The 24,841-nt window shown below is 65.1% G+C and carries 21 protein-coding genes; 19 read left to right on the forward strand and 2 right to left on the reverse strand.

What is annotated here, in order from left to right:
• Window positions 1-374 precede the first annotated feature (374 nt).
• The 7 genes from IB229_RS21840 (at window position 375) to IB229_RS05560 (ending at window position 7,314) form a co-directional block, all read left to right on the forward strand.
• Complete coding sequence (locus tag IB229_RS21840) at window positions 375-1,319, forward strand: TonB-dependent receptor domain-containing protein (protein WP_318652104.1); 945 nt, start codon at window positions 375-377, stop codon at window positions 1,317-1,319.
• Between the two features lie 151 nt (window positions 1,320-1,470).
• Window positions 1,471-1,992 carry an RNA polymerase sigma factor gene (locus IB229_RS05535; RefSeq protein ID WP_192325753.1) on the forward strand — a complete coding sequence of 174 codons (522 nt, stop codon included), beginning with the start codon at window positions 1,471-1,473 and terminating at the stop codon, window positions 1,990-1,992.
• A gap of 22 nt (window positions 1,993-2,014) precedes the next feature.
• Window positions 2,015-3,010 (forward strand): FecR family protein, encoded by a 996-nt coding sequence (locus tag IB229_RS05540; protein WP_412547772.1) that lies wholly within the window; start codon window positions 2,015-2,017, stop codon window positions 3,008-3,010.
• A 190-nt stretch (window positions 3,011-3,200) separates the two neighbouring features.
• Window positions 3,201-5,783 (forward strand): TonB-dependent receptor, encoded by a 2,583-nt coding sequence (locus IB229_RS05545; protein WP_412547786.1) that lies wholly within the window; start codon window positions 3,201-3,203, stop codon window positions 5,781-5,783.
• 128 nt (window positions 5,784-5,911) lie between these two features.
• Window positions 5,912-6,493 carry a biliverdin-producing heme oxygenase gene (locus IB229_RS05550; RefSeq protein ID WP_192325760.1) on the forward strand — a complete coding sequence of 194 codons (582 nt, stop codon included), beginning with the start codon at window positions 5,912-5,914 and terminating at the stop codon, window positions 6,491-6,493.
• Window positions 6,490-6,945, forward strand: a complete 456-nt coding sequence (locus tag IB229_RS05555; protein WP_225578917.1) for a YbaN family protein — start codon at window positions 6,490-6,492, stop codon at window positions 6,943-6,945. The genes IB229_RS05550 and IB229_RS05555 overlap by 4 nt, the downstream gene beginning before the upstream one ends.
• Window positions 6,946-6,996: 51 nt before the next feature.
• Window positions 6,997-7,314, forward strand: a complete 318-nt coding sequence (locus tag IB229_RS05560; protein ID WP_192325762.1) for a Rieske (2Fe-2S) protein — start codon at window positions 6,997-6,999, stop codon at window positions 7,312-7,314.
• 53 nt (window positions 7,315-7,367) lie between these two features.
• On the opposite strand, the gene sfsA is transcribed toward IB229_RS05560, so the two are convergent.
• Entirely contained in the window at window positions 7,368-8,075 is a 708-nt protein-coding gene (gene sfsA, locus IB229_RS05565; RefSeq protein ID WP_192325764.1) for a DNA/RNA nuclease SfsA, read from the reverse strand.
• Window positions 8,065-9,246 (reverse strand): pyridoxal phosphate-dependent aminotransferase, encoded by a 1,182-nt coding sequence (locus IB229_RS05570; RefSeq protein ID WP_192325766.1) that lies wholly within the window; start codon window positions 9,244-9,246, stop codon window positions 8,065-8,067. Before IB229_RS05570 ends, sfsA begins: the two co-directional genes overlap by 11 nt.
• Window positions 9,247-9,437: 191 nt before the next feature.
• Between IB229_RS05570 and dksA the strand changes: the two genes are divergently transcribed.
• From dksA to acs, 12 genes are all read left to right on the forward strand, one after another.
• Window positions 9,438-9,881, forward strand: coding sequence for an RNA polymerase-binding protein DksA (gene dksA / locus IB229_RS05575; protein ID WP_192325768.1), 444 nt, complete (start codon window positions 9,438-9,440; stop codon window positions 9,879-9,881).
• Between the two features lie 91 nt (window positions 9,882-9,972).
• The gene (gluQRS, locus tag IB229_RS05580; RefSeq protein WP_192325770.1) at window positions 9,973-10,860 is read left to right on the forward strand and encodes a tRNA glutamyl-Q(34) synthetase GluQRS; all 888 of its coding nucleotides are present in this window, start codon (window positions 9,973-9,975) and stop codon (window positions 10,858-10,860) included.
• Window positions 10,861-11,079: 219 nt separating this feature from the next.
• Entirely contained in the window at window positions 11,080-11,256 is a 177-nt protein-coding gene (locus IB229_RS05585; RefSeq protein WP_003095129.1) for a hypothetical protein, read from the forward strand.
• 57 nt (window positions 11,257-11,313) lie between these two features.
• Window positions 11,314-14,268: a sensor histidine kinase gene (locus IB229_RS05590; protein ID WP_192325772.1), complete on the forward strand. Its 2,955-nt coding sequence runs from the start codon at window positions 11,314-11,316 to the stop codon at window positions 14,266-14,268.
• A gap of 163 nt (window positions 14,269-14,431) precedes the next feature.
• Window positions 14,432-15,850, forward strand: a complete 1,419-nt coding sequence (locus IB229_RS05595) for a sigma-54-dependent transcriptional regulator (protein ID WP_192325774.1) — start codon at window positions 14,432-14,434, stop codon at window positions 15,848-15,850.
• 733 nt (window positions 15,851-16,583) lie between these two features.
• Entirely contained in the window at window positions 16,584-17,987 is a 1,404-nt protein-coding gene (locus IB229_RS05600; protein WP_192325776.1) for a polynucleotide adenylyltransferase PcnB, read from the forward strand.
• Window position 17,988: 1 nt separating this feature from the next.
• Window positions 17,989-18,489 (forward strand): 2-amino-4-hydroxy-6-hydroxymethyldihydropteridine diphosphokinase, encoded by a 501-nt coding sequence (folK, locus tag IB229_RS05605; protein ID WP_192325778.1) that lies wholly within the window; start codon window positions 17,989-17,991, stop codon window positions 18,487-18,489.
• A 147-nt stretch (window positions 18,490-18,636) separates the two neighbouring features.
• Window positions 18,637-19,437 carry a 3-methyl-2-oxobutanoate hydroxymethyltransferase gene (gene panB, locus IB229_RS05610; protein WP_192325780.1) on the forward strand — a complete coding sequence of 267 codons (801 nt, stop codon included), beginning with the start codon at window positions 18,637-18,639 and terminating at the stop codon, window positions 19,435-19,437.
• Window positions 19,434-20,282: a pantoate--beta-alanine ligase gene (gene panC / locus IB229_RS05615; RefSeq protein ID WP_192325782.1), complete on the forward strand. Its 849-nt coding sequence runs from the start codon at window positions 19,434-19,436 to the stop codon at window positions 20,280-20,282. Before panB ends, panC begins: the two co-directional genes overlap by 4 nt.
• A 96-nt stretch (window positions 20,283-20,378) precedes the next feature.
• The gene (gene panD, locus IB229_RS05620) at window positions 20,379-20,759 is read left to right on the forward strand and encodes an aspartate 1-decarboxylase (protein ID WP_192325784.1); all 381 of its coding nucleotides are present in this window, start codon (window positions 20,379-20,381) and stop codon (window positions 20,757-20,759) included.
• Window positions 20,760-20,868: 109 nt separating this feature from the next.
• Entirely contained in the window at window positions 20,869-22,533 is a 1,665-nt protein-coding gene (pgi, locus tag IB229_RS05625) for a glucose-6-phosphate isomerase (protein WP_192325786.1), read from the forward strand.
• 298 nt (window positions 22,534-22,831) lie between these two features.
• Window positions 22,832-24,769: an acetate--CoA ligase gene (gene acs, locus IB229_RS05630; protein WP_192325788.1), complete on the forward strand. Its 1,938-nt coding sequence runs from the start codon at window positions 22,832-22,834 to the stop codon at window positions 24,767-24,769.
• Window positions 24,770-24,841: the final 72 nt, after the last annotated feature.

Genomic DNA, 24,841 nt, shown 5'->3' on the forward strand with positions numbered 1-24,841 from the left:
CACGATGATCAGAATGGCATTCGCCGGGTCACCGACTCGCGCGCCGCGATACCAGACTTCGTCTTCGGCCCCGGCGGCAACCCGTACAAATACCCCAGCGGCGCGTTCGGTCGCGACAATCAGATCGAAAAAGAGCTGTACGGGATCTCCGGCGACATCGGCAAGACCATCGAGATCGCCGGTCTGGCAAACCGCCTGACCCTGGGCGGCGAGGTCTACCAGGTCAACACCGAACAGGTATCCGAGGGCTATGACAATTGCCCGGCCGTGCTTAATGAGCTCATGGGGCCAAGCGCCTGTAGCTTCCTGCACACCAATCAGGCCGACATGCCAAAGCCGAAGGCACCCAGTGGGCGCTTTACGCCACCAACGAAATCAGCTTCGCCGACGGCCGTGTGAAGCTGACCCCGGGCCTGCGCTACGACCATTACAAGCAGGACCCGAAGGCTACCGGGGACTTCGACAACAACGTCAACCCGGCCAACGACCAGACGCTGCAAGCCAGCAAGGACCACAAGCTGTCCGGCAGCCTGCTGGCGACCTGGCAAGTGGCCGAGGAAACCATGCTGTACGCCCAGTGGGCCCAAGGCTTCAAGGCGCCGGATGCGACCCAGCTGTACATGAACTACGGCGCCGAAAGCAGCTACTTGCGCCTGGGCAATTCCGAGCTCAAGCCGGAAGAAAGCACGGGCTACGAAATTGGCGCGCAACTGGGTAATGAGCGCCTGGGCGGCTCGATCAGCCTGTTCGACAACCACTACAAGAACTTCATCGACGACGATGTCGCGGTGACCGATGCAGCCACCCTCGCCGCAATCGGGCTGGACCTCTCCGACTACCCACTGGGCGTAACCCGCACCGAGAACCGCTCCAAGGTGCAGATCTACGGTGCCGAAGTAGCCGCTCACTGGGAGTTCGTGCCGCACTGGAAGCTTTGGGGGTCGGTGGCTTGGGCCAACGGCGAGGACCGCCAGACCAACCAGCGCCTCAGCTCGGTAGCCCCCATAACCAGCCTGCTGGGTGTGAGCTACGAGCGCGACCAGTACGGTGCGGACTTGATGCTGCGTGCCGCTACGGCTCGTGACAAGGTCGAAAACGCCAACGACTTCGAGGCGCCCGGCTATGCCGTGGTCGATCTGACCGGTTACTGGCAACCTGCCGAGCTGGACGGTGTGAAGCTCCAGGCAGGCCTGTTCAACGCCTTCGACAAGACGTACTGGAACGCCCTCAACGTACCGACAGGCAGCCTCGTGCAGCCGGACGACTACTACAGCGAAGTCGGACGCAACTTCCGCGTATCGGCCTCCTGGCAGTACTGATTAAGCGCAAACCCTGACCGGGCCCGTCGTCGCCTAAGCGTCGGCGGGCCTTTTTCATTGCGCGGGTCTCATCGAACCAGCCAGCCCAGGCTTGTGCTGGCCCAGCACCAGGAACAATAATAATTATCATTTTGTCGTGGACGGATGTCTTGTGAGTAGTTCCAACCTCGATACGGTGTTCCTCGCCCAGCGCATGCCGCTGTTGCGCACTCTGGCAAGGATGGTCAAGAACCCCAGCATCGCCGAAGAGCTCGTTCAGGAAACCTACCTGCGGGTGGCGAAGACCATCCAGCAGCGCGAGGTGGAGCACCTTGAGCCCTTCCTGTTCCAGACCGGCCGCAACCTCGCCCTCGACCACCTGCGCCACCTGCGCATGCAGGCACGCACCTTGATGGAGGATGTTTCCAGCGAAGAGCTGCAGGCCGTGCCCTCTGGTGCGCCATCGGCCGAAGAGAGCCTGCACGCCGAGCAACTGCTCGAACGCCTGGGCTCGACGATCGAATGCCTGACCCCGCGCCAGCAGCAGATCTTCATCCTCAGCCGTCTGCATGGCTGCGGCTATGCCGAGATCGCCGACCAGCTCGGTGTCTCGCCCAGCACCGTGCAGAAAGAGCTGAAACTGATCATGGCCATCTGCATCAACGTCCTGGATCGTCTGGAACAACCGACGTGACAGGCTACCCATCCACCGGGCCTTGGACGACAATGAACGTCCCCGTCCCGAGGATTACCGCGTGACCGTTCCAGCCCAGCAGCCCGCAACCGATCCCGAACGCCTTTCCCAGGCGCTGGACTGGTTGATTCGCCTGGACGGTGCCGACGCCGATACCCGCCGCGCATTCGAGACCTGGCTGCAGGCCGATGCTGGCAATGCACACGCCTATCGACGCGCCAGCCAGATGTGGGGCTCGCCGCTGCTGGGCGTGGCGGCAGCCGGCCTGGAGCAGCAGACGCAGCATCGGCAACGCCGTCGCAGCCGGGTCGCCCAACGCGCCGCGGCCGCCGCCGCAGCCCTGCTGCTGAGCATCGCCGTGGTGCTCGAAAGCGACCTGCCGCAGCGCCTGCAGGCCGATCATGTCACCGCCGTAGGCCAACGCCAGCAGCTGCAACTGGCCGATGGCTCCCGCGTGCTGTTGAACACCGACACCGCCCTGGCCAGCCGCATGGACGATTACCGGCGCAGCACGCGCCTGCTCTACGGCGAGGCCTACTTCGATGTCGCCCATGACCGCAGTCGGCCCTTCGAAGTGGACGCTGGTCCCGTTCAGGTCAGCGTGCGCGGCACCGCGTTCGCCGTGCGTTACCTGAACGACGAAGCCGAAGTCAGCGTGGAGCGCGGCGAAGTCGATCTGCGCACACCGAGCAACGACGCCAACATGATCCTCGGTGCAGGCGACAGCATCCGCATCGGCCCGGACGGTTTCGGCCCGCGTCGCCACGCCGAGCAGGAGCAGCCCCTGCTAGCCTGGGTGCAGGGTCGACTGGTGTTCGAGAACTGCCCGTTGCACGAGGTGCTCGCCGAGCTGCGCCGCTATTACCCTGGCTGGATCGTCAACACCGACGAGCGCCTGGCCAACCTCAACGTCACCGGCAACTACCGCCTGGATGACCCGATCGGCGCCATGCGTTCGCTGGCCCTGGTCACCTCCTCGCGCCTGCACGAACTGCCGCGCGTGCTGATTCTCGACTGAGCCCTGCGCGGCTCGCACAACGCCCCAACGCTCATTCGCAAAGTTTTTTTACGCGCTTCTTCGTCTTCGTTCGTTTCGTCAAATGCCAATGCTATCAATTCGCATTATTGCGGAACCCATAACGAAGAGAGCTCCGATGACCGTCTCCTCCCGACGCTCCACCCTCGATCGCCTGCGTGCTCCGGCGGACATGCCCGTGCGGGCGCTGTCGCTGCTGACCCTGTCGATCGCCCTGGCCGCTGCGCCGATCAGCCAGGCCGTGGCCGCTGACGCACAGCACCAAGCCCAGGCCGGCTATCGCTTCGATATCCAGCGCCAGTCGCTGAGCGGCGCGCTCAATGCGTTCAGCAGCGTCACCGGCTGGCAGGTCGGCCTGCAGGCGGAGCTGGCGGAAAACGTCACCTCGCCCGGTGTTATCGGCACGCTCCCGGCCGAACAGGCCCTGCGCAAATTGCTCGCGCACAGTGGCCTGGGCTTCGTCCAGGTCGGCCCGAACAACGTCGTGCTGCAACCGGCTCCTGAGCAGTCCAAAGTCGAGACGCTGCAGCTGCAGGCGCAGACGATCACCGCCACCCGCCATGCGCGCGATGTCGACCAGGTACCGGTCAGTGTGAGCGTGCGTGACCGTGAGACGCTCGACCGCAACAACGTCAACACCATCAAGCAACTGGTGCGCGACGAGCCAGGCGTTTCCGTCGGCGGTACTGGCCAGCGCTCAGGCATCACTGGCTACAACATCCGCGGCATCGATGGTAACCGCGTATTGACCCAGATCGATGGCGTCGAAATCCCCGCCAGCTTCTACTACGGCCCCTACGCCAACACGCAGCGCAACTATGTCGACCCGGAGATCATCAAGCGCGTAGAAGTCCTCCGCGGCCCGGCCTCAGCCCTGTATGGCAGCAACGCCATCGGCGGCGCGGTGAGTTACTTCACCCTGGATGCCGACGACATCATCAAGGACGGCAGCGACGTCGGCGCCCGCCTGAAGACCGGCTACAGCTCCGCCGACGAGAGCTGGCTGAAATCGGCCACCGTTGCCGGTCGCCAAGGACAGTTCGACGCCCTGCTGCATATGTCCCGCCGTGATGGCCATGAGACCGAGTCTTACGGTAATGACGGCGGCATCGGTCTGGCCCGCACCGAAGCCAACCCCGAAGACGTTCGCACGACCAACGTCCTGGCCAAACTGGGCTGGAACTACAACGACAGCGACCGTTTGCAGCTGACCTATGAGAAGTACAAGGACGACCGCGACAGCAATCAACTCAGCGCCGTCGGCGGGCCATTCAACGCCCCGACCATAGGCGCGGGGCAGAACTACTACGCGGGCCGTAATGGCAACGACACCATCACCCGCGAACGCTTCGGCCTGGAACACAGCCTGGCTCTGGACAGCCTGCTGGCCGACAGCCTGGAGTGGAGCCTGAACTACCAGATTGCCAAGACGGACCAGAGCACCGAAGAGCACTACACCGCCAGGAACTTCTTTACGCAGGCCATCACCCGCGACGTGATGCGCTATCGCAGCACCGACTACAAGGATCGCCAGTGGGTGCTCAACGCACAGCTGGACAAGGCCTTCACCCTGGGTGAGACCGATCACCTGCTGACCTACGGCCTCAGCCTCAAACGCCAGGATGTCACCGGCAAACGCAGCGGCTATGGCGTATGCCTGCGCGCACTGAGCGCCAACTGCCCCACCGTCGGCGCGATCAGCAACAATACGGCCGATACACTCACCACCCAGAGTGACTTCCCGGATCCAACCGTCGATGTCTACGGCGTATTTCTGCAAGACGAAATCCGCTGGAACCAGTGGACCTTCCTGCCAGGCCTGCGCTACGACCGCACCAAGCTCAAACCCGAGTTGACCGACGAGTACCTTGCCAGTGCTGTAGCAGGCAGCACCTTCGAGGCCACTGAAGCGAGCAAGACCTGGCAACGCGTTTCACCCAAGCTCGGTGCCACCTACGCTTTCGATGAAAACTACACGGGTTTCGCCCAGTACGCAGAAGGCTTCCGCACACCTACGGCCAAGGAAATGTATGGCCGCTTCCGAAACAGCAACCCGCCCTACATCGTGGAGCCCAATCCGAACCTCGACCCGGAAACCAGCCGCAGCCTGGAAGCCGGTCTGCGCGGCAATTTCGAGGGTGGCAACTTCAGCCTGGCCGTGTTCTACAACCGTTATCGTGACTTCATCGACGAGGATGCCGTGGGTGCAGCTGGCGGCCTAACCGTGTTCCAGAGCCGCAATATCAGTCGCGCCAACATTCGCGGTGCAGAAGCCAAGGGTCGTCTGAACCTGGACAACTTCGGCGCGCTGCCGGGCCTGTACACCCAAGGCTCGATCGCCTATGCCCGTGGTCGCGACGAGGAAACCGGCGAACCGCTGAACAGCATTAACCCGCTGACAGGCATCTTCGGCCTGGGCTACGAGCAGGAACGTTTCGGCGGCCTGCTGAACTGGACACTGGTCAAACACAAGAGCCGCATCGATCAAAGCGGCTTCAACTCCCCGACCGGCGACGGCAGCCAGTTCGCCACACCCGGCTACGGCGTCCTCGACCTGAGCGGATACTACAAGGTTACCGGCGACCTGACCGTCAACGCTGGTCTGTACAACCTGACCGACAAACAGTACTGGCAGTGGGATGACGTGCGCGGCTACGACGGCAACGGCGAGGCTGGCGTAACAGCCCCCGCCAACCTCGACCGCCTGACCCAGCCGGGCCGCAACTTCTCGGTCAACCTGGTGTGGGACATCTGATCCGCACCTGACCTGCCCGGGCCCCGGCACCGCCATCGCGCAGTGCCGGGGCCTTCGGCTTTCTTTACGCACTCCCCCGCCTCATTCGTCTCGTCTTCTGACACCTTCGTTTTCAAGGACATATCCCCATGAGCACATTGCGCTCCCAGCGCCTGAACCAGGCCACCCACGCGCCCCATGAACAGCTCGATCGCGCGGTCAAATCCTTCGAGCCGTTCGCCAGCCGTGAGAACTTCACGCCATTCGTCGTGGCCCAGTACCTGTTCCAGTCCGAGCTGCAACCGCTCTACCAGAATGCCGAGCTGATCGCCCTGTTCCCCGATCTGGCTGCACGCTGCCGCGCGCGCCAGGCCGAAGCCGACCTGGGTGACCTCGGCGCCGCCGTGCCGGACGCCGTACCCGGCGCCCCAGCCAATCTGTCGAACAGCGAAGCTCTCGGCTGGCTGTTCGTCTCCGAAGGCTCCAAGCTCGGCGCAGCCTTCCTGCTCAAGCGCATGCCCGCCCTGGGCCTGAGCGAAACCTTCGGCGCCCGTCACTTGAGCGAGCCGGAAGGCGGCCGCGCGGCAGGCTGGAAGAGCTTCACCCAGACCCTCGACGCTCTGGAGCTGAGCGATGCCGAGGACCAGGCAGCGCAAGCCGGCGCCCTGGCCGCGTTCGAGCGCTTCAACGTGCTGTTGCAACATTGCTATTCGCAGGCCAAGGCCGCTTGAGCGCAGCCCACCGCTCACGGCTGGTCCGTCTGCTCTACGCCCTGCTGGCCTACACCTCCCTCGGTGTAGGCCTGATCGGGGTGGTGGTACCCGGCCTGCCGACCACCGAGTTCGTCCTGCTCGCCGCCTGGGCGGCCTCGCGCAGCTCACCGCGACTCAGCCTGTGGCTGGAAAACCACCGCCTGTTCGGCCCGATCCTGGCCAACTGGCGCAATGGCCGCGGCATCGCACGGCGCGCCAAGCAGGCCGCCAGCGTATCGATGCTGGTCGCGCTGGTGATCATGCTCGTCACCCTGCCGCACGGTTACTGGCTGTACGCGGTGATCGCCGGCATGGCGCTGGGCAACCTGTGGATCTGGTCGCGCCCCGATCGCTCGCCCGAGGCATCCCTCTCTGCCGTCTCGCCATGCCCCAGCAGCAGCGACGCCTGCCCGCGCAACGAACGCACCTAGCCCATCACCACGCCCATGCCGGATAATCCGCCCCTGAGCGTGGAGAGACCGATGATTCGTTTATGCGCCCCGCGAGACCTGAGCGAAGGTCAGAGCCGGGGCTTTCAGCTTGAAGGGTTGCGCCTGCTGGCCGTGCGCCGCGATGGCCAGGTGTTCGCCTACCGCAACAACTGCCCGCACCGCGACCTGCCACTGGAGTGGCGCCCCGACGACTTCCTGGATGCCAGCGGCAGCATGATCCAGTGCGCCCATCACGGCGCCCTGTTCCTCATCGAAAGCGGTGAATGCGTCACCGGCCCGTGCGCCGGCGATACGCTACAGGCGATCCGCTGTCACGAGGATGCCGACGGCATCTGGATCAGCCCGTAAGCGTCGGCTTTCCACCTGCGCCACACATCGCCAGGGCGGCGGAACGGATCGCCCTACAGCAGCACATCCAGGCGTCGAACCAAACGCACTTCGTGCGGGGTGACCTCGGTGCCGTAGGCCAGCACCTCGATGCCCGCCGCCCGCGCCTCGCGCAATCCCGCCGCGTAGACAGGGTCGATTTCCTCGGCAACGCGTACCGCATCGATATCGCTGAGGTTGACGCAGTACAGCAGCACCGCCCTCGCCCCCATTCGCGCCAGCGCAGCCAGCTCACGCAGGTGCTTGGCGCCTCGCGCGGTCACCGCATCAGGGAAGGCGGCGGTGCGCGAGTCGGCGAAGCCCAGGGTGACACTCTTGACCTCGACCATTACCGCGCCGGACGCATAATCCAGACGGAAGTCTGCCCGGCTGCTCTCACTGCCATACGCCACCTCACGCTTGAGACCGCTGAAACCGGCCAGCTCGGTGACGATGCCGGCACGCAGCGCCTCCTCCACCAGCGCATTGGCGCGCCCGGTGTTGAGACAGGCCAGACGACCATGCGGCGTCTCGCCCAGTTCCCAGGTGCCCGGCAGCTTGCGCTTGGGGTCGCTGGAGCGGCTGAACCAGACCCGGCAACCCTCGCTCATGCAGTTGAGCATCGAGCCAGTGTTCGGGCAGTGGATGGTCAGGTGCTCGCCACTCGCGGTTTCGATGTCAGCCAGGAAGCGCTTGTAGCGGCGCAGCAGTCGACCTTCCTCCAGCGGTGGATCAAAGCGCATGCGGGTTCCAGCTCTTCAGGCCGCGAGCAATGCGTTCGACCGCCTGCTGCAGGCGCTCGATGTTCTGCGTGTAGGCGAAACGCACGTGGTGCCCGGCCAGGTGGCGACCGAAGTCCAGGCCCGGGGTGAAGGCCACGTGCTCGGTTTCCAGGAAGTGCCGGCAGAAGGCAAAGGCATCGCCACCGAACGCCGAGACATCGGCATATAGATAGAAGGCGCCCTCCGGCTCCACGGCGATGCCAAAACCCAGCTCACGCAGGGCCGGCAGGAGGAAGTCGCGGCGGCGCTGGAATTCGTGGCGGCGCGCCTCGAGGATTTCCAGCGTCGCCGCTTCGAAACACGCCAGCGCCGCATGCTGGGCCATGCTCGGTGCGCTGATGTAGAGGTTCTGCGCCAGCTTCTCCAGCTCCGGCACCGCATTGCTCGGCGCCACCAGCCAGCCCAGGCGCCAGCCGGTCATGCCGAAATACTTGGAAAAACTGTTGAGCACGAAGGCGTCGTCATCGACCTGCAGCACGCTGGCCGCATCGCAGCCGTAGGTCAGGCCGTGGTAGATCTCGTCCACCACCAGATGGCCGCCGCGCTGCTTCAGCGCGCCCGACAGCGCGGCCAGTTCGTCGCGCTGCAGCAAGGTGCCGGTCGGGTTGGCCGGCGAGGCGACCAGGGCGCCGACGCTGTCGCCATCCCAGTAGCGCTCGACCATCTGCGGGGTCAGCTGGTAGCGGCTCTCCGGGCCGACCGGCACCAGCTGCGCCGCACCCTCGACCAGGCGCAGGAAGTGGCGGTTGCACGGGTAGCCGGGGTCGGCCAGCAGCCAGTGCTTGCCCGGATCGACCAGCAGGCTGGCGGCCAGCAACAGCGCGCCGGAACCGCCGGGAGTAATCAGGATGCGTTCGGGGTCAATAGTCAGCTGATAGCGCTGCGCGTAGAACCCGGCGATGGCCTCGCGCAATTGCGGCAGACCACGGGCAGCGGTGTAACGGGTGTGCCCATCGGCCAGCGCGGCTTGTCCGGCAGCGACGATGGGTGCAGCCGTGGTGAAATCGGGCTCGCCGATCTCCAGATGGATGACATCGTGGCCGGCGGCTTGCAGTTCATTGGCATGCGCCAGCAGGGCCATCACATGAAAGGGTTCGATGGCGCGGCTGCGCGCACTCCAGGGCTGGGCCATTGGCCTTCCTTTATTAATGCAAAGGGTGGATTCTAACCAACTGCCTGACAAGGCTGTAGCAAGCTGGACAACCGGGAGTAGCGTACCCCGAATTGATCTGGTAAGTTCGCCCGCTTGCAGCCGCAGGCCCGGCATCGTCGGTGAAGGAACAAACCCTGCGCAATGGATCAGAAAGTGAGAGGCGGCCATCCATGCCCACCAAAGCGAAACAAAGCAGTAGCCAATTGGTCCGCGGCTTCGAGCCCTACAAAGAGAAGAAGGGCGAGGAGTACATGAGCGAGCCGATGCGCGCTCACTTCACCGGCATCCTCAACAAGTGGAAGCTGGAGTTGATGCAGGAAGTGGATCGCACCGTGCATCACATGCAGGACGAAGCGGCCAACTTCCCGGACCCGGCCGACCGTGCCAGCCAGGAAGAAGAGTTCAGCCTGGAACTGCGTGCCCGCGACCGCGAGCGCAAACTGATCAAGAAGATCGACGAAACCCTGCAGCTGATCGAAGACAACGAATACGGCTGGTGCGACTCCTGTGGCGTAGAGATCGGCATCCGCCGCCTCGAGGCCCGTCCGACTGCGACCCTGTGCATCGATTGCAAGACGCTTGCGGAAATCAAGGAAAAGCAGATCGGTTCCTGATCTCGGACGGGGCGCTCAGGCGCCCCGTTGCATTTCCGGCCGCCGCTAACGGCTCGGCCTCGCGCACCGGCCCCAGATAAATCCTCCGCCGATGAACGCACCTCCCTACATTGGGCGCTTCGCCCCCACACCCAGCGGCTACCTGCATTTCGGCTCGCTGGTCGCCTGCCTCGCGTCCTATCTCGACGCACGCCACGTCGGCGGCCACTGGCTGCTGCGCATGGAAGACCTCGACCCGCCGCGTGAAGTCGCCGGCGCCCAAGAGGCAATCCTGCGCACCCTGGAAAACTACGGTTTCGAATGGGATGGCGACCTGGTGCGCCAGAGCGAGCGCCACGAGGTCTACGCCAGCGTGCTGCAGCGCCTGTTCGACCAGGGCCTGGCCTACGCCTGCACCTGTTCGCGCAAACAGCTGGAAGGCTATGCCGGCGTCTACCCCGGCTTCTGCCGCAACGCCGGGCATGCCGCCGAGGATGCCGCGATTCGCCTGCGTGTGCCGGAACTCGAATACCGCTTCATCGACCGGGTGCAGGGCGAGTACCGCCAGCACCTGGGCCGCGAGGTCGGCGACTTCGTCATCCGCCGCCGCGACGGGCTCTACGCCTACCAGCTGGCCGTGGTGCTGGATGACGCCTGGCAGGGCGTCACCGACGTGGTGCGCGGCGCCGACCTGCTCGACTCCACCCCGCGCCAGTTGTACCTGCAGGAGCTGCTGGGCTTCAGCCAGCCGCGCTACCTGCACGTGCCGCTGATCATCCAGCCCGACGGGCACAAGCTCGGCAAGAGCTACCGTTCACCGCCACTGTCTGCAGAACAGGCCCCGGCCCTGCTGCTGCGTGCCCTGCGCGCCCTCGGCCAGCAGCCACCGGGCGAGCTGCAGGGTGCCCGTGTGCATGAGCTGCTTGCCTGGGGCATTGCCCACTGGGATGCCGCGCGCATTCCACGCAGCCGGGCACTGGCCGAGGAACAGCTGCGCTAGGCGCACTTCGTGCCGCCATCGTGGGACTCGATGGCACGCTGCGGATGAAGTGTTGTCAGGCGTTGATGCTCCCGATCTCGATCGCTATCTCTCTGGACGGAGTATGTAGCGGTGGCCAGAAACCAAGACACGGTGTCGGTTGGCAAGCCGCCGCGCGCACGACTGCCGCCTGCACGGTGAATCCGTTACCATCGGCGCACTTCCGACACGAGATGCGGCATGTACATCTACCGACTGGTCCTGCTCCTGGTGGTGGGGATCTACCTGTTCTCCCCGGCCATCATGGACTGGTGGATCGACCCCAATGGCGCCTGGTACCGCCCCTACTTGCTGTGGCTGATCCTCATCGTCGTGACCTTCATTCTGCAGAGCCAGCGCGATGCCGATGAACTCTGAGGGTTATCGAGCCCACCGCAGCGATCACCCTTCACTTCCACTCGCCGAGCCCACGCGATGCTGACGAGCTTTGACCTGAGTCAGCTGATCCTGATCAGCGCCGCCTACCTGTTGCTGCTCTTCGGCGTCGCCTGGCTCAGCGAAAAAGGCCTGATCCCACGGCGCATCATCCGCCACCCGCTGACCTACACCCTGTCGCTCGGCGTCTACGCCAGCGCCTGGGCGTTCTATGGCACGGTCGGCCTGGCCTACCAATACGGCTTCGGCTTCCTCGCCAGCTACCTGGGCGTGACCGGCGCCTTCCTTCTGGCCCCGGTGCTGCTCTACCCGATCCTGCGCATTACCCGCACCTACCAGCTGTCGTCGCTGGCCGACCTGTTCGCCTTTCGCTTTCGCAGCAGTTGGGCCGGCGCGCTGACCACGCTGTTCATGCTGATCGGGGTGCTGCCGCTGCTGGCGCTGCAGATCCAGGCGGTGGCCGACTCGATCGGCATCCTCACCCGCGAGCCCTTGCAGAACCGCTTCGCCCTCGGTTTCTGCGCACTGATCACGCTGTTCACCATCCTCTTCGGCGCACGCCACATCGCCACCCGCGAGAAGCACGAAGGCCTGGTATTCGCCATCGCCTTCGAGTCGGTGGTCAAGCTGGTCTGCCTCGGCGGCATCGGCCTCTACGCGCTGTACGGCGTGTTCGGTGGCCCGCGCGAGCTGGAGCTGTGGCTGCTGCAGAACCAGTCCGCCCTCACCGCCCTGCATACGCCGCTGCAGGAAGGGCCGTGGCGCACCCTGCTGCTGGTGTTCTTCGCCTCGGCCATCGTCATGCCGCACATGTACCACATGACCTTCACCGAGAACCTCAACCCACGCGCCATCGTCAGCGCCAGTTGGGGCCTGCCGCTGTTCCTGCTGCTGATGAGCCTGTCGGTGCCGCTGATCCTCTGGGCCGGCCTGAAGCTGGGCGCCACCACCAACCCCGAATACTTCACCCTCGGCCTGGGCATCGCGGTGAACAGCCCGACTCTGGCGCTGGTTGCCTACGTCGGCGGTCTCTCCGCCTCCAGCGGGCTGATCATCGTCACCACCCTGGCGCTCTCGGGCATGGCCCTCAACCACCTGGTACTGCCGCTCTACCAGCCGCCGGCGCAGGGCAACATCTACCGCTGGCTGAAGTGGACCCGGCGCGCGCTGATCATCGCCATCATCATGGCCGCCTACGGCTTCTACCTGCTGCTCGGCGCCGAGCAGGACCTGGCCAACCTCGGCATCGTCGCCTTCGTCGCCACCCTGCAGTTCCTCCCCGGCGCGCTCTCGGTGCTGTACTGGCCGACCGCCAACCGCCGCGGCTTCATCGCCGGCCTGCTCACCGGCATTCTGGTCTGGGCGGTGAGCATGCTGCTGCCGCTGGTGAGCAACCTGCAGGGCATCCACGTGCCGCTGCTCAACGTCATGTACACCCTCAGCGACACCAGCTGGCACTTCGCGGCCATCGGCTCGCTGGCCGCCAACGTGCTGGTCTTCACCCTGGTCTCGCTGTTCACCGAGAGCAGTGCCGAGGAGAAGAGCGCCGCCGAAGCCTGCACCGTGGACAACGTGCGCCGCCCGCAACGCCGCGAGCTGCTGGCCAACTCGCCGCAGGAGTTCGCCACCCAGCTGGCCAAGCCGCTCGGTGCCAAGACCGCGCAAAAGGAGGTCGAACAGGCCCTGCGCGACCTGCACCTGCCATTCGACGAGCGCCGCCCCTACGCCCTGCGCCGCCTGCGCGACCGTATCGAGGCCAACCTCTCCGGCCTGATGGGTCCGAGCGTGTCGCAGGACATCGTCGAGACCTTCCTGCCGTACAAGTCCGGCAGCGAAGGCTACGTCACCGAAGACATCCACTTCATCGAGAGCCGCCTGGAGGATTACCAGTCGCGCCTCACCGGCCTCGCCGCCGAGCTCGACGCCTTGCGCCGCTTCCACCGCCAGACCCTGCAGGAACTGCCGATGGGGGTCTGCTCGCTGGCCAAGGACAAGGAAATCCTCATGTGGAACCGCGCGCTGGAAGACCTTACCGGCATTCCCGCACAGCAGGTGGTCGGTTCGCGCCTGGCCGCCCTCGACGAACCGTGGCGCGAACTGCTGGAAGACTTCACCCGCCAGGACGACGAACACCTGCACAAGCAGCACCTGGCCCTCGACGGCGAAGTGCGCTGGCTCAACCTGCACAAGGCGGCAATCGACGAACCGCTGGCCCCGGGCAACAGCGGCCTGGTGCTGCTGATCGAGGACGTCACCGAGACCCGCGTACTGGAAGACCAGCTGGTGCACTCCGAGCGCCTGGCCAGCATCGGCCGCCTGGCCGCCGGCGTGGCCCACGAGATCGGCAACCCGGTCACCGGTATCGCCTGCCTGGCGCAGAACCTGCGCGAGGAACGCGAAGACGACGACGAACTGCAGGAACTCAGCGGCCAGCTGCTCGACCAGACCAAGCGCATCTCGCGCATCGTCCAGTCGCTGATGAACTTCGCCCACGCCGGCGCCCAGCAACGCTCGGAATACCCGGTCAGCCTGGCGGACGTGGCCCAGGACGCGATCAGCCTGCTGGCGCTGAACCGCACCAGCACCGAAGTGCAGTTCTTCAACCTGTGCGACCCGGATCACCTGGCCAAGGGCGATCCGCAACGCCTGGCCCAGGTGCTGATCAACCTGCTGTCCAACGCCCGCGACGCCTCGCAGCCCGGCGGCGCCATCCGCGTCAGCAGCGAAGCCTCGGAGCAGAGCGTCTACCTGATCGTGGAAGACGAAGGCAGCGGCATCCCGCAGGCGATCATGGACCGCCTGTTCGAGCCCTTCTTCACCACCAAGGACCCGGGCAAAGGCACCGGTCTGGGTCTCGCACTGGTCTATTCGATCGTGGAAGAGCATTATGGACAGATCACCATCGACAGCCCGGCCGACGCCGATCAACAACGCGGTACGCGTTTTCGCGTCACCTTGCCGCGCTATATCGAAACGACGTCCGTAGCGACCTGAGCAGTGACCTATGAATCCGTGCAGGGACTGCGAGCTAGAACCAGGTACGGCCGAAGGGGCCGAAGACGCGCGGTTTACAGGATGTAGACGCGCACTCCCCTAGCCACACCGCCCGGCTCTGCCGCAACCCCCGCACCGATTCGAGACCGTCGAGAGAGCATCAATGCCCCATATCCTCATCGTCGAAGACGAAACCATCATCCGCTCGGCCCTGCGCCGCCTGCTGGAGCGCAACCAGTATCAGGTCAGCGAAGCCGGCTCGGTGCAGGAAGCCCAGGAGCGCTACAGCATCGCCGGCTTCGACCTGATCGTCAGCGATCTGCGCCTGCCCGGCGCGCCCGGTACCGAGCTGATCAAGCTGGCCGAAGGCACCCCGGTGCTGATCATGACCAGCTACGCCAGCCTGCGTTCGGCGGTCGACTCGATGAAGATGGGCGCGGTCGACTACATCGCCAAGCCGTTCGACCACGACGAGATGCTGCAGGCGGTGGCGCGGATCCTGCGCGACCACCAGGAGGCGCGCAGCCGCGCCCCGGAAACCACCAGCAAGAGTTCCGGCAAGGCCGCGGCCAGCAATGCCGACGGCGACATCGGCATCATCGGTTCCTGCGCCGCCATGCAGGACATGTACAGCAAGATCCGCAAGGTCGCCCCGACCGATTCCAACGTACTGATCCAGGGCGAGTCCGGCACCGGCAAGGAGCTGGTCGCCCGCGCCCTGCACAACCTGTCCAAGCGCGCCAAGGCGCCGCTGATTTCGGTCAACTGCGCGGCCATTCCGGAAACCCTGATCGAATCCGAACTGTTCGGCCACGAGAAAGGCGCCTTCACCGGGGCCAGCGCCGGCCGCGCCGGTCTGGTCGAAGCGGCCGATGGCGGCACCCTGTTCCTCGACGAAATCGGCGAGCTGCCCCTGGAAGCCCAGGCCCGGCTGCTGCGTGTGCTGCAGGAAGGCGAGATTCGCCGGGTCGGCTCGGTGCAATCGCAGAAGGTCGACGTGCGCCTGATCGCCGCGACCCACCGCGACCTTAAAACCCTGTCGAAGATCGGCCAGTTCCGCGAAGACCTCTATTACCGCCTGCACGTCATCGCCCTCAAGCTGCCGCCGCTGCGTGAGCGCGGGGCCGACGTCAACGAGATCGCCCATGCCTTCCTTGCCCGCCAGTGCGCGCGCATGGGCCGCGAGGACCTACGCTTCGCCGCCGACGCCGAACAGGCGATCCGCCACTATTCCTGGCCGGGTAACGTGCGCGAGCTGGAGAACGCCATCGAGCGCTCGGTGATCCTTTGCGAGAGCCCGGAGATTTCCGCCGAGCTGCTGGGCATCGACATCGAACTGGACGACCTGGAAGACGGTGACTTCGCCGCCCTCTCCAACGGCAACGGCGCCAGCAACAGCCACGAGCCGACCGAGGATCTGTCGCTGGAAGACTACTTCCAGCACTTCGTCCTCGAACACCAGGACCACATGACCGAGACCGAGCTGGCACGCAAGCTGGGCATCAGCCGCAAGTGCCTGTGGGAACGTCGCCAGCGCCTGGGCATCCCCCGGCGCAAGACTGGGGCGGTAACCGGCCCGTGAGCCGCGTCCAAGCGGGGGAAACACTCGTGGTAACGCCCCCACAAGCTGTTACCCCGCCAAACATGGCGTAACAAAGCCGGGTTCATCGGTAACGAGAACCCGGCTTTTTTGTGAGCTCACGAAGGGCCACAAAAAACCAAACTATTGATAAATAAGGAATTTCAAAAACTGGCACGGCTTCTGCTTTATTTCTGGCACAACAACAATAACAAGCTAGAAACACCACAATAAAAATAAGACATACCGACTCCAGCACAATAAAAACAACAAGGCGGAGGCGCAGCTAACTGATCATTTTGGAGAGGATTTGCCTTCGGGGTTCGCCCCACAGCCAGGCTGAGAACAATAAAACTGCCTTGAGGCAGCGCCGGAACTGGTTGGATCATGGAATGATCTTGGCAACGTCAGCATCCAAAGTAATCCGTTTGCTCCTGGTACCCCATTTGGGCTACCAACAACGGGCCAGCCAACAAAAACAACAGGCCCGCCATAATAATAAAAACAAAGCACGCACCTACTTGGGGGGGAGCCTCGGCTCCCCCAGTAGCTTTACCCCCTGCACCGATATCCCCAGCCTGCCATTTAATTCACCATCCCCCTCCCCAGTGCTAGAATCCGCGCCATTCGTGCGGCTAAATGCATTTTTCAGCCCGTCGGCAATCTTGCCCGTCCCTGTACTGGCGCTCCACGACGAACTGATACGGCCGTTTTCTCCATTAAACAGTGCCCCCCAATGCTGAAGAAGCTGTTCAAGTCTTTCCGCTCTCCGCTGAAGCGAAACGCCCATCCCCGTACCACGCCCGAAATTTTCGGCAGCCGCCAGCATCCGCTGCAGCGCGGCCAGTTCAGCCGCAACGCGGTGAACGTGGTCGAGCGCCTGCAGAACGCCGGCTACCAGGCCTACCTGGTCGGTGGCTGCGTACGCGATCTGCTGCTGGGCATCCATCCCAAGGATTTCGACGTCGCCACCAGCGCTACCCCAGAGCAGGTCCGTGCCGAATTCCGCAACGCCCGTGTAATCGGCCGCCGCTTCAAGCTGGCCCACGTGCATTTCGGCCGCGAGATCATTGAGGTCGCCACCTTCCGCGCCAACCACCCGCAGGGTGAGGACGAGGAAGACAGCCACATTTCCTCGCGCAACGAGAGCGGACGCATCCTGCGCGACAACGTCTACGGCAGCCTGGAAGACGACGCCCAGCGCCGCGACTTCACCATCAACGCGCTGTACTTCGACGTCAGCGGCGAGCGCATCCTCGATTACGCCCACGGCGTGCACGACATCCGCAACCGCCTGATCCGCCTGATCGGCGACCCCGAGCAGCGCTACCTGGAAGACCCGGTGCGCATGCTGCGAGCGATACGCTTCGCCGCCAAGCTCGACTTCGATATCGAGAAGCACAGTGCCGCACCGATCCGCCAGCTGGCCTCGAAGCTGCGCGACATTCCGTCCGCGCGTCTGTTCGACGAGTGCCTGAAGCTGTTCCTCGCCGGTTACGCCGAGCGCACCTTCGAGCTGCTGGTCGAGTACGACCTGTTCGCCCCGCTGTTCCCCGCCAGCGCCGCAGCGCTCAAGCGCGACCCGGAGTACACCGGCACGCTGATCCGCCAGGCCCTGGCCAACACCGACGACCGCATCGCCCAGGGCAAGCCGGTCACCCCTGCGTTCCTCTTCGCCGCCCTGCTCTGGCCCGCACTGCCGGCGCGCGCCCTGCAATTGCAGGCCCGCGGCATGCCGCCGATCCCGGCCATGCAAGAAGCCGCGCACGACCTGATCGTCGAGCAGTGCCAGCGCATCGCCGTACCGAAACGTTTCACCCTGCCGATCCGCGAGATCTGGGACATGCAGGAACGTCTGCCACGGCGCAGCGGCAAACGTGCCGACCTGTTGCTGGAAAACCCGCGCTTCCGCGCTGGCTACGACTTCCTCCTGCTGCGCGAAGATGCTGGCGAGAAAACTGACGGCCTGGGCGACTGGTGGACCGACTACCAGGACGCCAGTGATAGCGAGCGCCGCAGCATGATCCGCGACCTCAGCAGCAAGGCCGAGGAAAACGGTGAGGGCCCGGCGCGCAGCAAACGCCGGCGCGGCGGTCGCCGGCGCAAAGGCCCACGCGCCGATGGCCCTGCCAGCGAATAAGATGGAACGCGTCTACATCGGGCTGGGCAGCAACCTGGCCGAGCCGCTGCAGCAACTGCGCGCGGCCCTGACCGCCATCGCCGCCCTGCCACACAGCCAGTTGGCGAACACCTCGTCGTTCTATAGCAGCGACCCGCTGGGGCCGCCCGACCAGCCCCGCTACGTCAACGCGGTCGCCGCCCTGGACACCCGCCTCACGCCACTGCAACTGCTCGATGCCCTGCAGGCCATCGAGCTGGAACAGGGCCGTGTGCGCAAGGACGAACGCTGGGGGCCGCGCACCCTGGACCTGGATATCCTGCTGTTCGGCGAGCGCCTGCTGAACGAGGAACGCCTGACCGTGCCGCACTATCACCTGCATGCCCGCGCCTTCGTGCTCTATCCCCTGGCGGAGATCGCCGGCGACCTGCACCTGCCCGATGGGCGCACCTTGCCGGCACTGCTGGACGCCTGCCCCTATGTCGGCCTGGAGCGCCTGGACGAGCCCGGCAGCCAGCGGTAACGCCGTAACACGTCGGTAACACCCACGATTGACTTCATGCACCCCCATCGGGACTATAGGCGTCCCGTTGCCCTGCGGCGGTGCAAAAACCGCAAAAAGACCGGGCTGGCAGTGGCGCTCACGCCGCCCGCTGATGAGGATGTTTTCATGCCTGATACAACCGTAAGCACCCTGCTGGGGCTGAAGCAGAAAGGCGAGAAAATCGTCATGCTGACCGCCTACGACGCCACCTTCGCCCAGGCAGCCAGCCAGGCGGGTGTGGAAGTGCTGCTGGTGGGCGACTCCCTGGGCATGGTCCTGCAAGGCCATGACAGCACGTTGCCGGTAAGCCTCGCCGACATGGCCTACCACACGGCCTCAGTGAAACGCGGCAATCAGGGCGCACTGATCCTCAGTGATCTGCCGTTCATGGCCTATGCCACCCTGGAGCAGACCTTCGCCAGCAGCGCGGCGCTGATGCAGGCCGGCGCCCACATGATCAAACTCGAAGGCGCGGCCTGGCTGGCCGAGCCGATTCGCCAGCTCGCCGAGCGCGGCGTTCCGGTGTGCGCGCACCTGGGCCTGACTCCGCAGGCGGTCAACGTCTTCGGCGGCTACAAGGTGCAGGGCCGCGGCGATGCCCAGGCGCGCCAGCTGCGTGCCGATGCCATGGCCCTGGAACAGGCCGGCGTGGCGATGATCCTGCTCGAGTGCGTGCCCAGCGAGCTGGCCGCCGAAATCAGCCAGTCGGTCAAGGTGCCGGTGATCGGCATCGGCGCCGGCAGCGCCACCGACGGCCAGGTGCTGGTCCTGCATGACATGCTCGGCCTGTCCCTGAGCGGGCGCGTACCGAAGTTCGTGAAGAACTTCATGGACGGCCAGACCAGCATCCCGGCCGCCCTGAGCGCCTACGTGCGTGCCGTGAAGGACGTCAGCTTCCCGGCTGCCGAGCACGGATTTTCCGCATGAACACCGTCAAGACCGTACGCGAACTGCGCGCCGCCGTGGCCCGTGCGCGCGCCGAAGGCAAACGCATCGGCTTTGTGCCGACCATGGGCAACCTGCACAGCGGCCACGTGGCCCTGGTGGAAAAGGCCGGCCAGCGCGCCGACTTCGTGGTCGCCAGCATCTTCGTCAACCCGCTGCAGTTCGGCCCCAACGAAGACCTCGCCACCTACCCGCGCACCCTCGCCGCCGACCAGGAGAAACTGGTCGCCGCCGGCTGCCACCTGCTGTTCACCCCGGACGTCGACGAGATGTACCCGCAGGGCATGGTCGAGCAGAGCCGCGTCAGCGTGCCGGGCGTATCGCTGGGCCTGTGCGGCGGTAGCCGTCCTGGCCACTTCGACGGCGTGGCCACGGTGGTGACCAAGCTGTTCAACATGGTCCAGCCCGACCTGGCCGTGTTCGGCGAGAAGGACTTCCAGCAACTGGCGGTGATCCGCGCGCTGGTTCGCGACCTCAACATCCCCACGCAGATCATCGGCGAGCCGACCGTGCGCGGCGAGGATGGCCTGGCGCTGTCTTCGCGCAACGGTTACCTGACACCTGAGCAGCGCGCCCAGGCCCCGGCCCTGTACCGCACGCTGAACCAGCTGGCCGAGCGCCTGCGCGCGGGCGAGCGCGACTTCGCGGCCATCGAGGCCGACGGCAAGCGCGCCCTGGAGAGCGCCGGTTTTCGCCCGGACTACCTGGAGATCCGTGAAGCTGGCAGCCTGCATCAGGCTGCGGCCGGCGACAGCCAGCTGATCATTCTCGGGGCCGCCTTCATCGGCACCACGCGATTGATCGACAACCTCAGCGTCGACCTCTAACACCTGCACCAGAAGCGGCGTCAGCCCTGGCCTTGAACCCCTTTCGGGGTTCGGGCAAACTCTGCCGCCGCCTGACGTACCGACGAGGAATCCGATATGCACGCCATCATGCTCAAGGCCAAACTGCACCGCGCCATCGTCACCCACGCGGTGCTCGATTACGAAGGCTCGTGCGCCATCGATGGCGAGTGGCTGGACTTGTCCGGCATCCGCGAATACGAGCAGATCCAGATCTACAACATCGACAACGGCGAGCGCTTCACCACCTACGCCATCCGTGGCGAGGAAGGCTCGAAGATCATCTCGGTCAACGGCGCCGCCGCGCACAAGGCCGGTGTCGGTCACCGCGTGATCATCTGCGCCTACGCGCACTACAGCGAGGCCGAGCTGGCCAGTTTCCAGCCGCGCGTGCTCTACATGGGGGCCGACGGCGAGCTGAGCCACACCAGCAACGCGATCCCCGTGCAAGTGGCCTGAACCGCCGCTGCACCGCTACACTCCAAGCCCGGAACCTACCGGGCTTTTTCATGCCCGATCACGGCGTCGAGCCTCTCTATCTCAAGGTCGACAAAAGGAAATTGCAGCCATGGCGTACTACCAGAACCCGCTCGATATAACCGCCCTGCCGGCCTGGCAGGATCTGCTCGACCACCGCGAGGAAATGCGCAGTTTCAGCATGCGCGATGCCTTCGCCGCCGACGCCGGGCGCTTCACCGATTTCTCGCTGAGCACCAGCGGCCTGTTCCTCGACTACTCGAAGAACCTGATCAACGCCCAGACCCGTGACCTGCTGGTACGCCTGGCCAAGGAGGCCGGCCTGGAGCAGGCGATTCTTTCCCTGTTCGACGGCGACCACGTCAATGCCTCCGAAGGCCGCCCGGCCCTGCACACCGCGCTGCGCCGACCGATCGGCGACTGCGTGAAGGTCGACGGCGTCAACGTCATGCTCGATGTGCACCGGGTGCTGAATCAGATGACCGACATCGTCGGCCGCATCCACAGCAATCTGTGGCGCGGTTACAGCGAGAAGACCATCACCGACGTGGTCAACATCGGCATCGGCGGCTCGTTCCTCGGCCCGCAGCTGGTCTCCGAGGCGCTGCTGCCGTTCACCCAGAACGGCGTGCGCTGCCACTACCTGGCCAACATCGACGGCAGCGAATTCCACGAACTGTCGATCAACCTGAATGCCGAAACCACCCTGTTCATCGTCTCCAGCAAGTCCTTCGGCACTCTGGAAACCCTGAAGAATGCCCAGGCCGCGCGTACCTGGTACCTGGCCCGTGGCGGTACCGAGGAAAAGCTCTACCGCCACTTCATCGCCGTCACCAGCAACAACCAGGCGGCCATCGAGTTCGGCATCCGCGAGAAGAACATCTTCCCGATGTGGGACTGGGTCGGCGGGCGCTACTCGCTGTGGTCGGCCATCGGCCTGCCGATCGCCCTGGCCATCGGCATGTCCAACTTCAAGGAACTGCTGTCCGGCGCCTACAGCATGGACACGCATTTCCGCACCACGCCGTTCGACAGGAACATGCCGGTGCTGCTGGCGTTGCTCGGCGTGTGGTACGGCAATTTCTGGGGCGCGCAGAGCCACGCGATCCTGCCGTACGACCACTACCTGCGCAACATCACCAAGCACCTGCAGCAGCTGGACATGGAGTCCAACGGCAAGAGCGTGCGCCAGGACGGCAGCCCAGTGAGCACCGATACCGGCCCGGTGATCTGGGGCGGCGTCGGCTGCAACGGCCAGCACGCCTACCACCAGCTGCTGCACCAGGGCACCCAGCTGATCCCGGCCGACTTCATCGTCCCGGTGGTCAGCTACAACCCGGTGGCCGACCACCATCAGTGGCTGTACGCCAACTGCCTGTCGCAGAGCCAGGCGCTGATGCTCGGCAAGAGCCGCGCCGAGGCCGAGGCCGAACTGCGCGTCAAAGGCATGAGCGAGGCTGACGTGCAGCGCCTGGCGCCGCACAAGGTGATTCCGGGCAACCGGCCGAGCAACACCCTGGTGCTCGAACGCGTCAGCCCGCGCCGCCTCGGCGCGCTGGTGGCGATGTATGAGCACAAGGTGTTCGTGCAGAGCGTGATCTGGGGCATCAACGCCTTCGACCAGTGGGGCGTGGAGCTGGGCAAGGACCTCGGCAAGGGCGTCTACCAGCGCCTGACCGGCTGGGAGGCGCCACCGGCCGAGGATGCCTCGACCCAGGGACTGATCGACTTCTTCCGCGGCCGTCACCGCGGTTGACCCCCACAAGCCCGGCCCAGCGCCGGGCTTGTGCATTCTGGCGAACCCATCACGCGCAAACAGGTCGATACTTGAACCAAGCAACTGCTTGGTTCACTCTGGGCACAGCATGAAAAAGCCGTCGGGCTACGCTCAGACAGATCGGCAACAGGCGTAGAAGCGCACCTTGCGTGCGCTCGATCAGCGCTTCACACCTGTTCCCACCCAGCAGCACCGGACTCCTGCCGGGCCCGGTCCGCCTCCCAAAGCCCGCCCGGCAGGCCGTCAACCGCGGAAGACAACAATAAGGACCCCCGCCATGTTCGAGATCAGCGTTCACCCCGTCGCCGCCGCCGTGCGCCAGCGCGCCCACCTGAACGACGCGGACTACCAACGGCTCTACCGTCAGTCCATCGAACAGCCCGACGCCTTCTGGGGCGAGCAGGCAACGAGCTTCCTCGACTGGTTCACGCCCTGGCAGCAGGTGCAGCACAGCGATATCCGCACCGGCCAGGCCGAGTGGTTCAAGGGCGGCACCCTCAACGTGGCGCACAACTGCATCGACCGTCACCTGGAAAACCGCGGCGAACAGATCGCCATCATCTGGGAAGGCGACAACCCGGCCGAGTCGGCCAACATCACCTACAACAAGCTGCACAGCCACGTCTGCCGCCTGGCCAACGTGCTCAAGGACCGCGGCGTGAAGAAGGGCGACCGGGTGTGCATCTACATGCCGATGATCCCCGAGGCCGCCTACGCCATGCTCGCCTGCACACGCATCGGCGCCATCCACTCGGTGGTGTTCGGCGGCTTCTCGCCGGACTCGCTGCGTGACCGCATCCTCGACTCCGACTGCCGCACCGTGATCACCGCCGACGAAGGCGTGCGCGGCGGCAAGTACATCGCGCTCAAGGCCAACGTCGACAAGGCGCTGCAGAGCTGCCCGGACGTGTCCACCGTGGTAGTGGTCGAACGTACCCAGGGCGATGTCGACTGGGTCGAGGGCCGCGACATCTGGTATCACCAGGCACTGCAGCAGGCCTCCAGCGACTGCCCGGCCGAACCGATGGACGCCGAGGACCCGTTGTTCATCCTCTACACCTCCGGCAGCACCGGCAAACCCAAGGGCGTGCTGCACACTACCGGCGGCTACCTGCTGGGCGCGGCGATGACCCACAAGTACGTGTTCGACTACCACGAGGGCGACATCTACTGGTGCACCGCCGACGTCGGCTGGGTCACCGGGCACAGCTACATCGTCTACGGCCCGCTGGCCAACGGCGCCACCACGCTGATGTTCGAGGGCGTACCGAACTACCCGGACGCTTCGCGCTTCTGGCAGGTGATCGACAAGCACCAGGTCAACATCTTCTACACCGCGCCCACCGCCCTGCGCGCGCTGATGCGCGAAGGCGAAGGCCCGGTGCGCAGCACCGACCGCAGCAGCCTGCGCCTGCTCGGTTCGGTGGGCGAGCCGATCAACCCGGAAGCCTGGGAGTGGTACTACCACGTGGTCGGCGAGCAACGCTGCCCGATCGTCGACACCTGGTGGCAGACCGAGACCGGCTCGATCCTGATCACCCCGCTCCCCGGTGCCACCGATCTCAAGCCCGGTTCAGCGACCCGACCGTTCTTCGGCGTGCAACCGGTGCTGCTGGACGACCAGGGCAAGGAAATCGACGGTGCCGGCGCCGGTGTGCTGGCGATCAAGGCCAGTTGGCCGAGCCAGATCCGCAGCGTCTACGGCGACCACCAGCGCATGGTCGACACCTACTTCAAGCCCTACCCCGGCTACTACTTCAGCGGCGACGGCGCGCGCCGCGACGAGGACGGCTACTACTGGATCACCGGTCGCGTCGACGACGTGATCAACGTCTCCGGCCATCGCATCGGCACTGCCGAGGTGGAAAGCGCCCTAGTGCTGCACGACGCCGTGGCCGAGGCCGCCGTGGTCGGTTGCCCGCATGACCTCAAAGGCCAGTGCGTGTACGCCTTCGTCACCACCATGCAGGGCGTCGAGCCGGACGAAGCGCTGAAGAAAGAGCTGCTGGCACTGGTCACCAAGGAAATCGGCAGCTTCGCCAAGCCGGACTTCCTGCAATGGGCACCGGGCCTGCCGAAGACCCGCTCGGGCAAGATCATGCGGCGCATCCTGCGCAAGATCGCCTGCAACGAGTTGGACAGCATGGGCGATACTTCGACCCTGGCCGACCCGAGCGTGGTCGACAGCCTGGTGGCGGAGCGCCTCAACCAGTAACTGATGAAGAACCCTACACCCTACGGATCAGCCGTAGGGTGGCAGACGCTCCACCCTTCTACCGCCCGACTC

Source organism: Pseudomonas sp. PDM14 (assembly GCF_014851905.1).
In the GTDB taxonomy this organism is placed as follows: Bacteria; Pseudomonadota; Gammaproteobacteria; order Pseudomonadales; family Pseudomonadaceae; genus Aquipseudomonas.

Excerpts from the sequence above, each read along its gene's own strand:
- folK (WP_192325778.1), top strand. The coding sequence starts at position 17,989 with ATGGAACGCGTCTACATCGGGCTGGGCAGCAACCTGGCCGAGCCGCTG.
- IB229_RS05595 (WP_192325774.1), top strand. The coding sequence starts at position 14,432 with ATGCCCCATATCCTCATCGTCGAAGACGAAACCATCATCCGCTCGGCC.
- panD (WP_192325784.1), top strand. The coding sequence starts at position 20,379 with ATGCACGCCATCATGCTCAAGGCCAAACTGCACCGCGCCATCGTCACC.
- sfsA (WP_192325764.1), bottom strand. The coding sequence starts at position 8,075 with ATGCGCTTTGATCCACCGCTGGAGGAAGGTCGACTGCTGCGCCGCTAC.
- IB229_RS05600 (WP_192325776.1), top strand. The coding sequence starts at position 16,584 with ATGCTGAAGAAGCTGTTCAAGTCTTTCCGCTCTCCGCTGAAGCGAAAC.
- panB (WP_192325780.1), top strand. The coding sequence starts at position 18,637 with ATGCCTGATACAACCGTAAGCACCCTGCTGGGGCTGAAGCAGAAAGGC.
- IB229_RS05585 (WP_003095129.1), top strand. The coding sequence starts at position 11,080 with ATGTACATCTACCGACTGGTCCTGCTCCTGGTGGTGGGGATCTACCTG.
- pgi (WP_192325786.1), top strand. The coding sequence starts at position 20,869 with ATGGCGTACTACCAGAACCCGCTCGATATAACCGCCCTGCCGGCCTGG.
- IB229_RS05560 (WP_192325762.1), top strand. The coding sequence starts at position 6,997 with ATGATTCGTTTATGCGCCCCGCGAGACCTGAGCGAAGGTCAGAGCCGG.
- gluQRS (WP_192325770.1), top strand. The coding sequence starts at position 9,973 with ATGAACGCACCTCCCTACATTGGGCGCTTCGCCCCCACACCCAGCGGC.
- IB229_RS05550 (WP_192325760.1), top strand. The coding sequence starts at position 5,912 with ATGAGCACATTGCGCTCCCAGCGCCTGAACCAGGCCACCCACGCGCCC.
- dksA (WP_192325768.1), top strand. The coding sequence starts at position 9,438 with ATGCCCACCAAAGCGAAACAAAGCAGTAGCCAATTGGTCCGCGGCTTC.
- panC (WP_192325782.1), top strand. The coding sequence starts at position 19,434 with ATGAACACCGTCAAGACCGTACGCGAACTGCGCGCCGCCGTGGCCCGT.
- IB229_RS05545 (WP_412547786.1), top strand. The coding sequence starts at position 3,201 with ATGCCCGTGCGGGCGCTGTCGCTGCTGACCCTGTCGATCGCCCTGGCC.
- IB229_RS05570 (WP_192325766.1), bottom strand. The coding sequence starts at position 9,246 with ATGGCCCAGCCCTGGAGTGCGCGCAGCCGCGCCATCGAACCCTTTCAT.
- IB229_RS05590 (WP_192325772.1), top strand. The coding sequence starts at position 11,314 with ATGCTGACGAGCTTTGACCTGAGTCAGCTGATCCTGATCAGCGCCGCC.
- acs (WP_192325788.1), top strand. The coding sequence starts at position 22,832 with ATGTTCGAGATCAGCGTTCACCCCGTCGCCGCCGCCGTGCGCCAGCGC.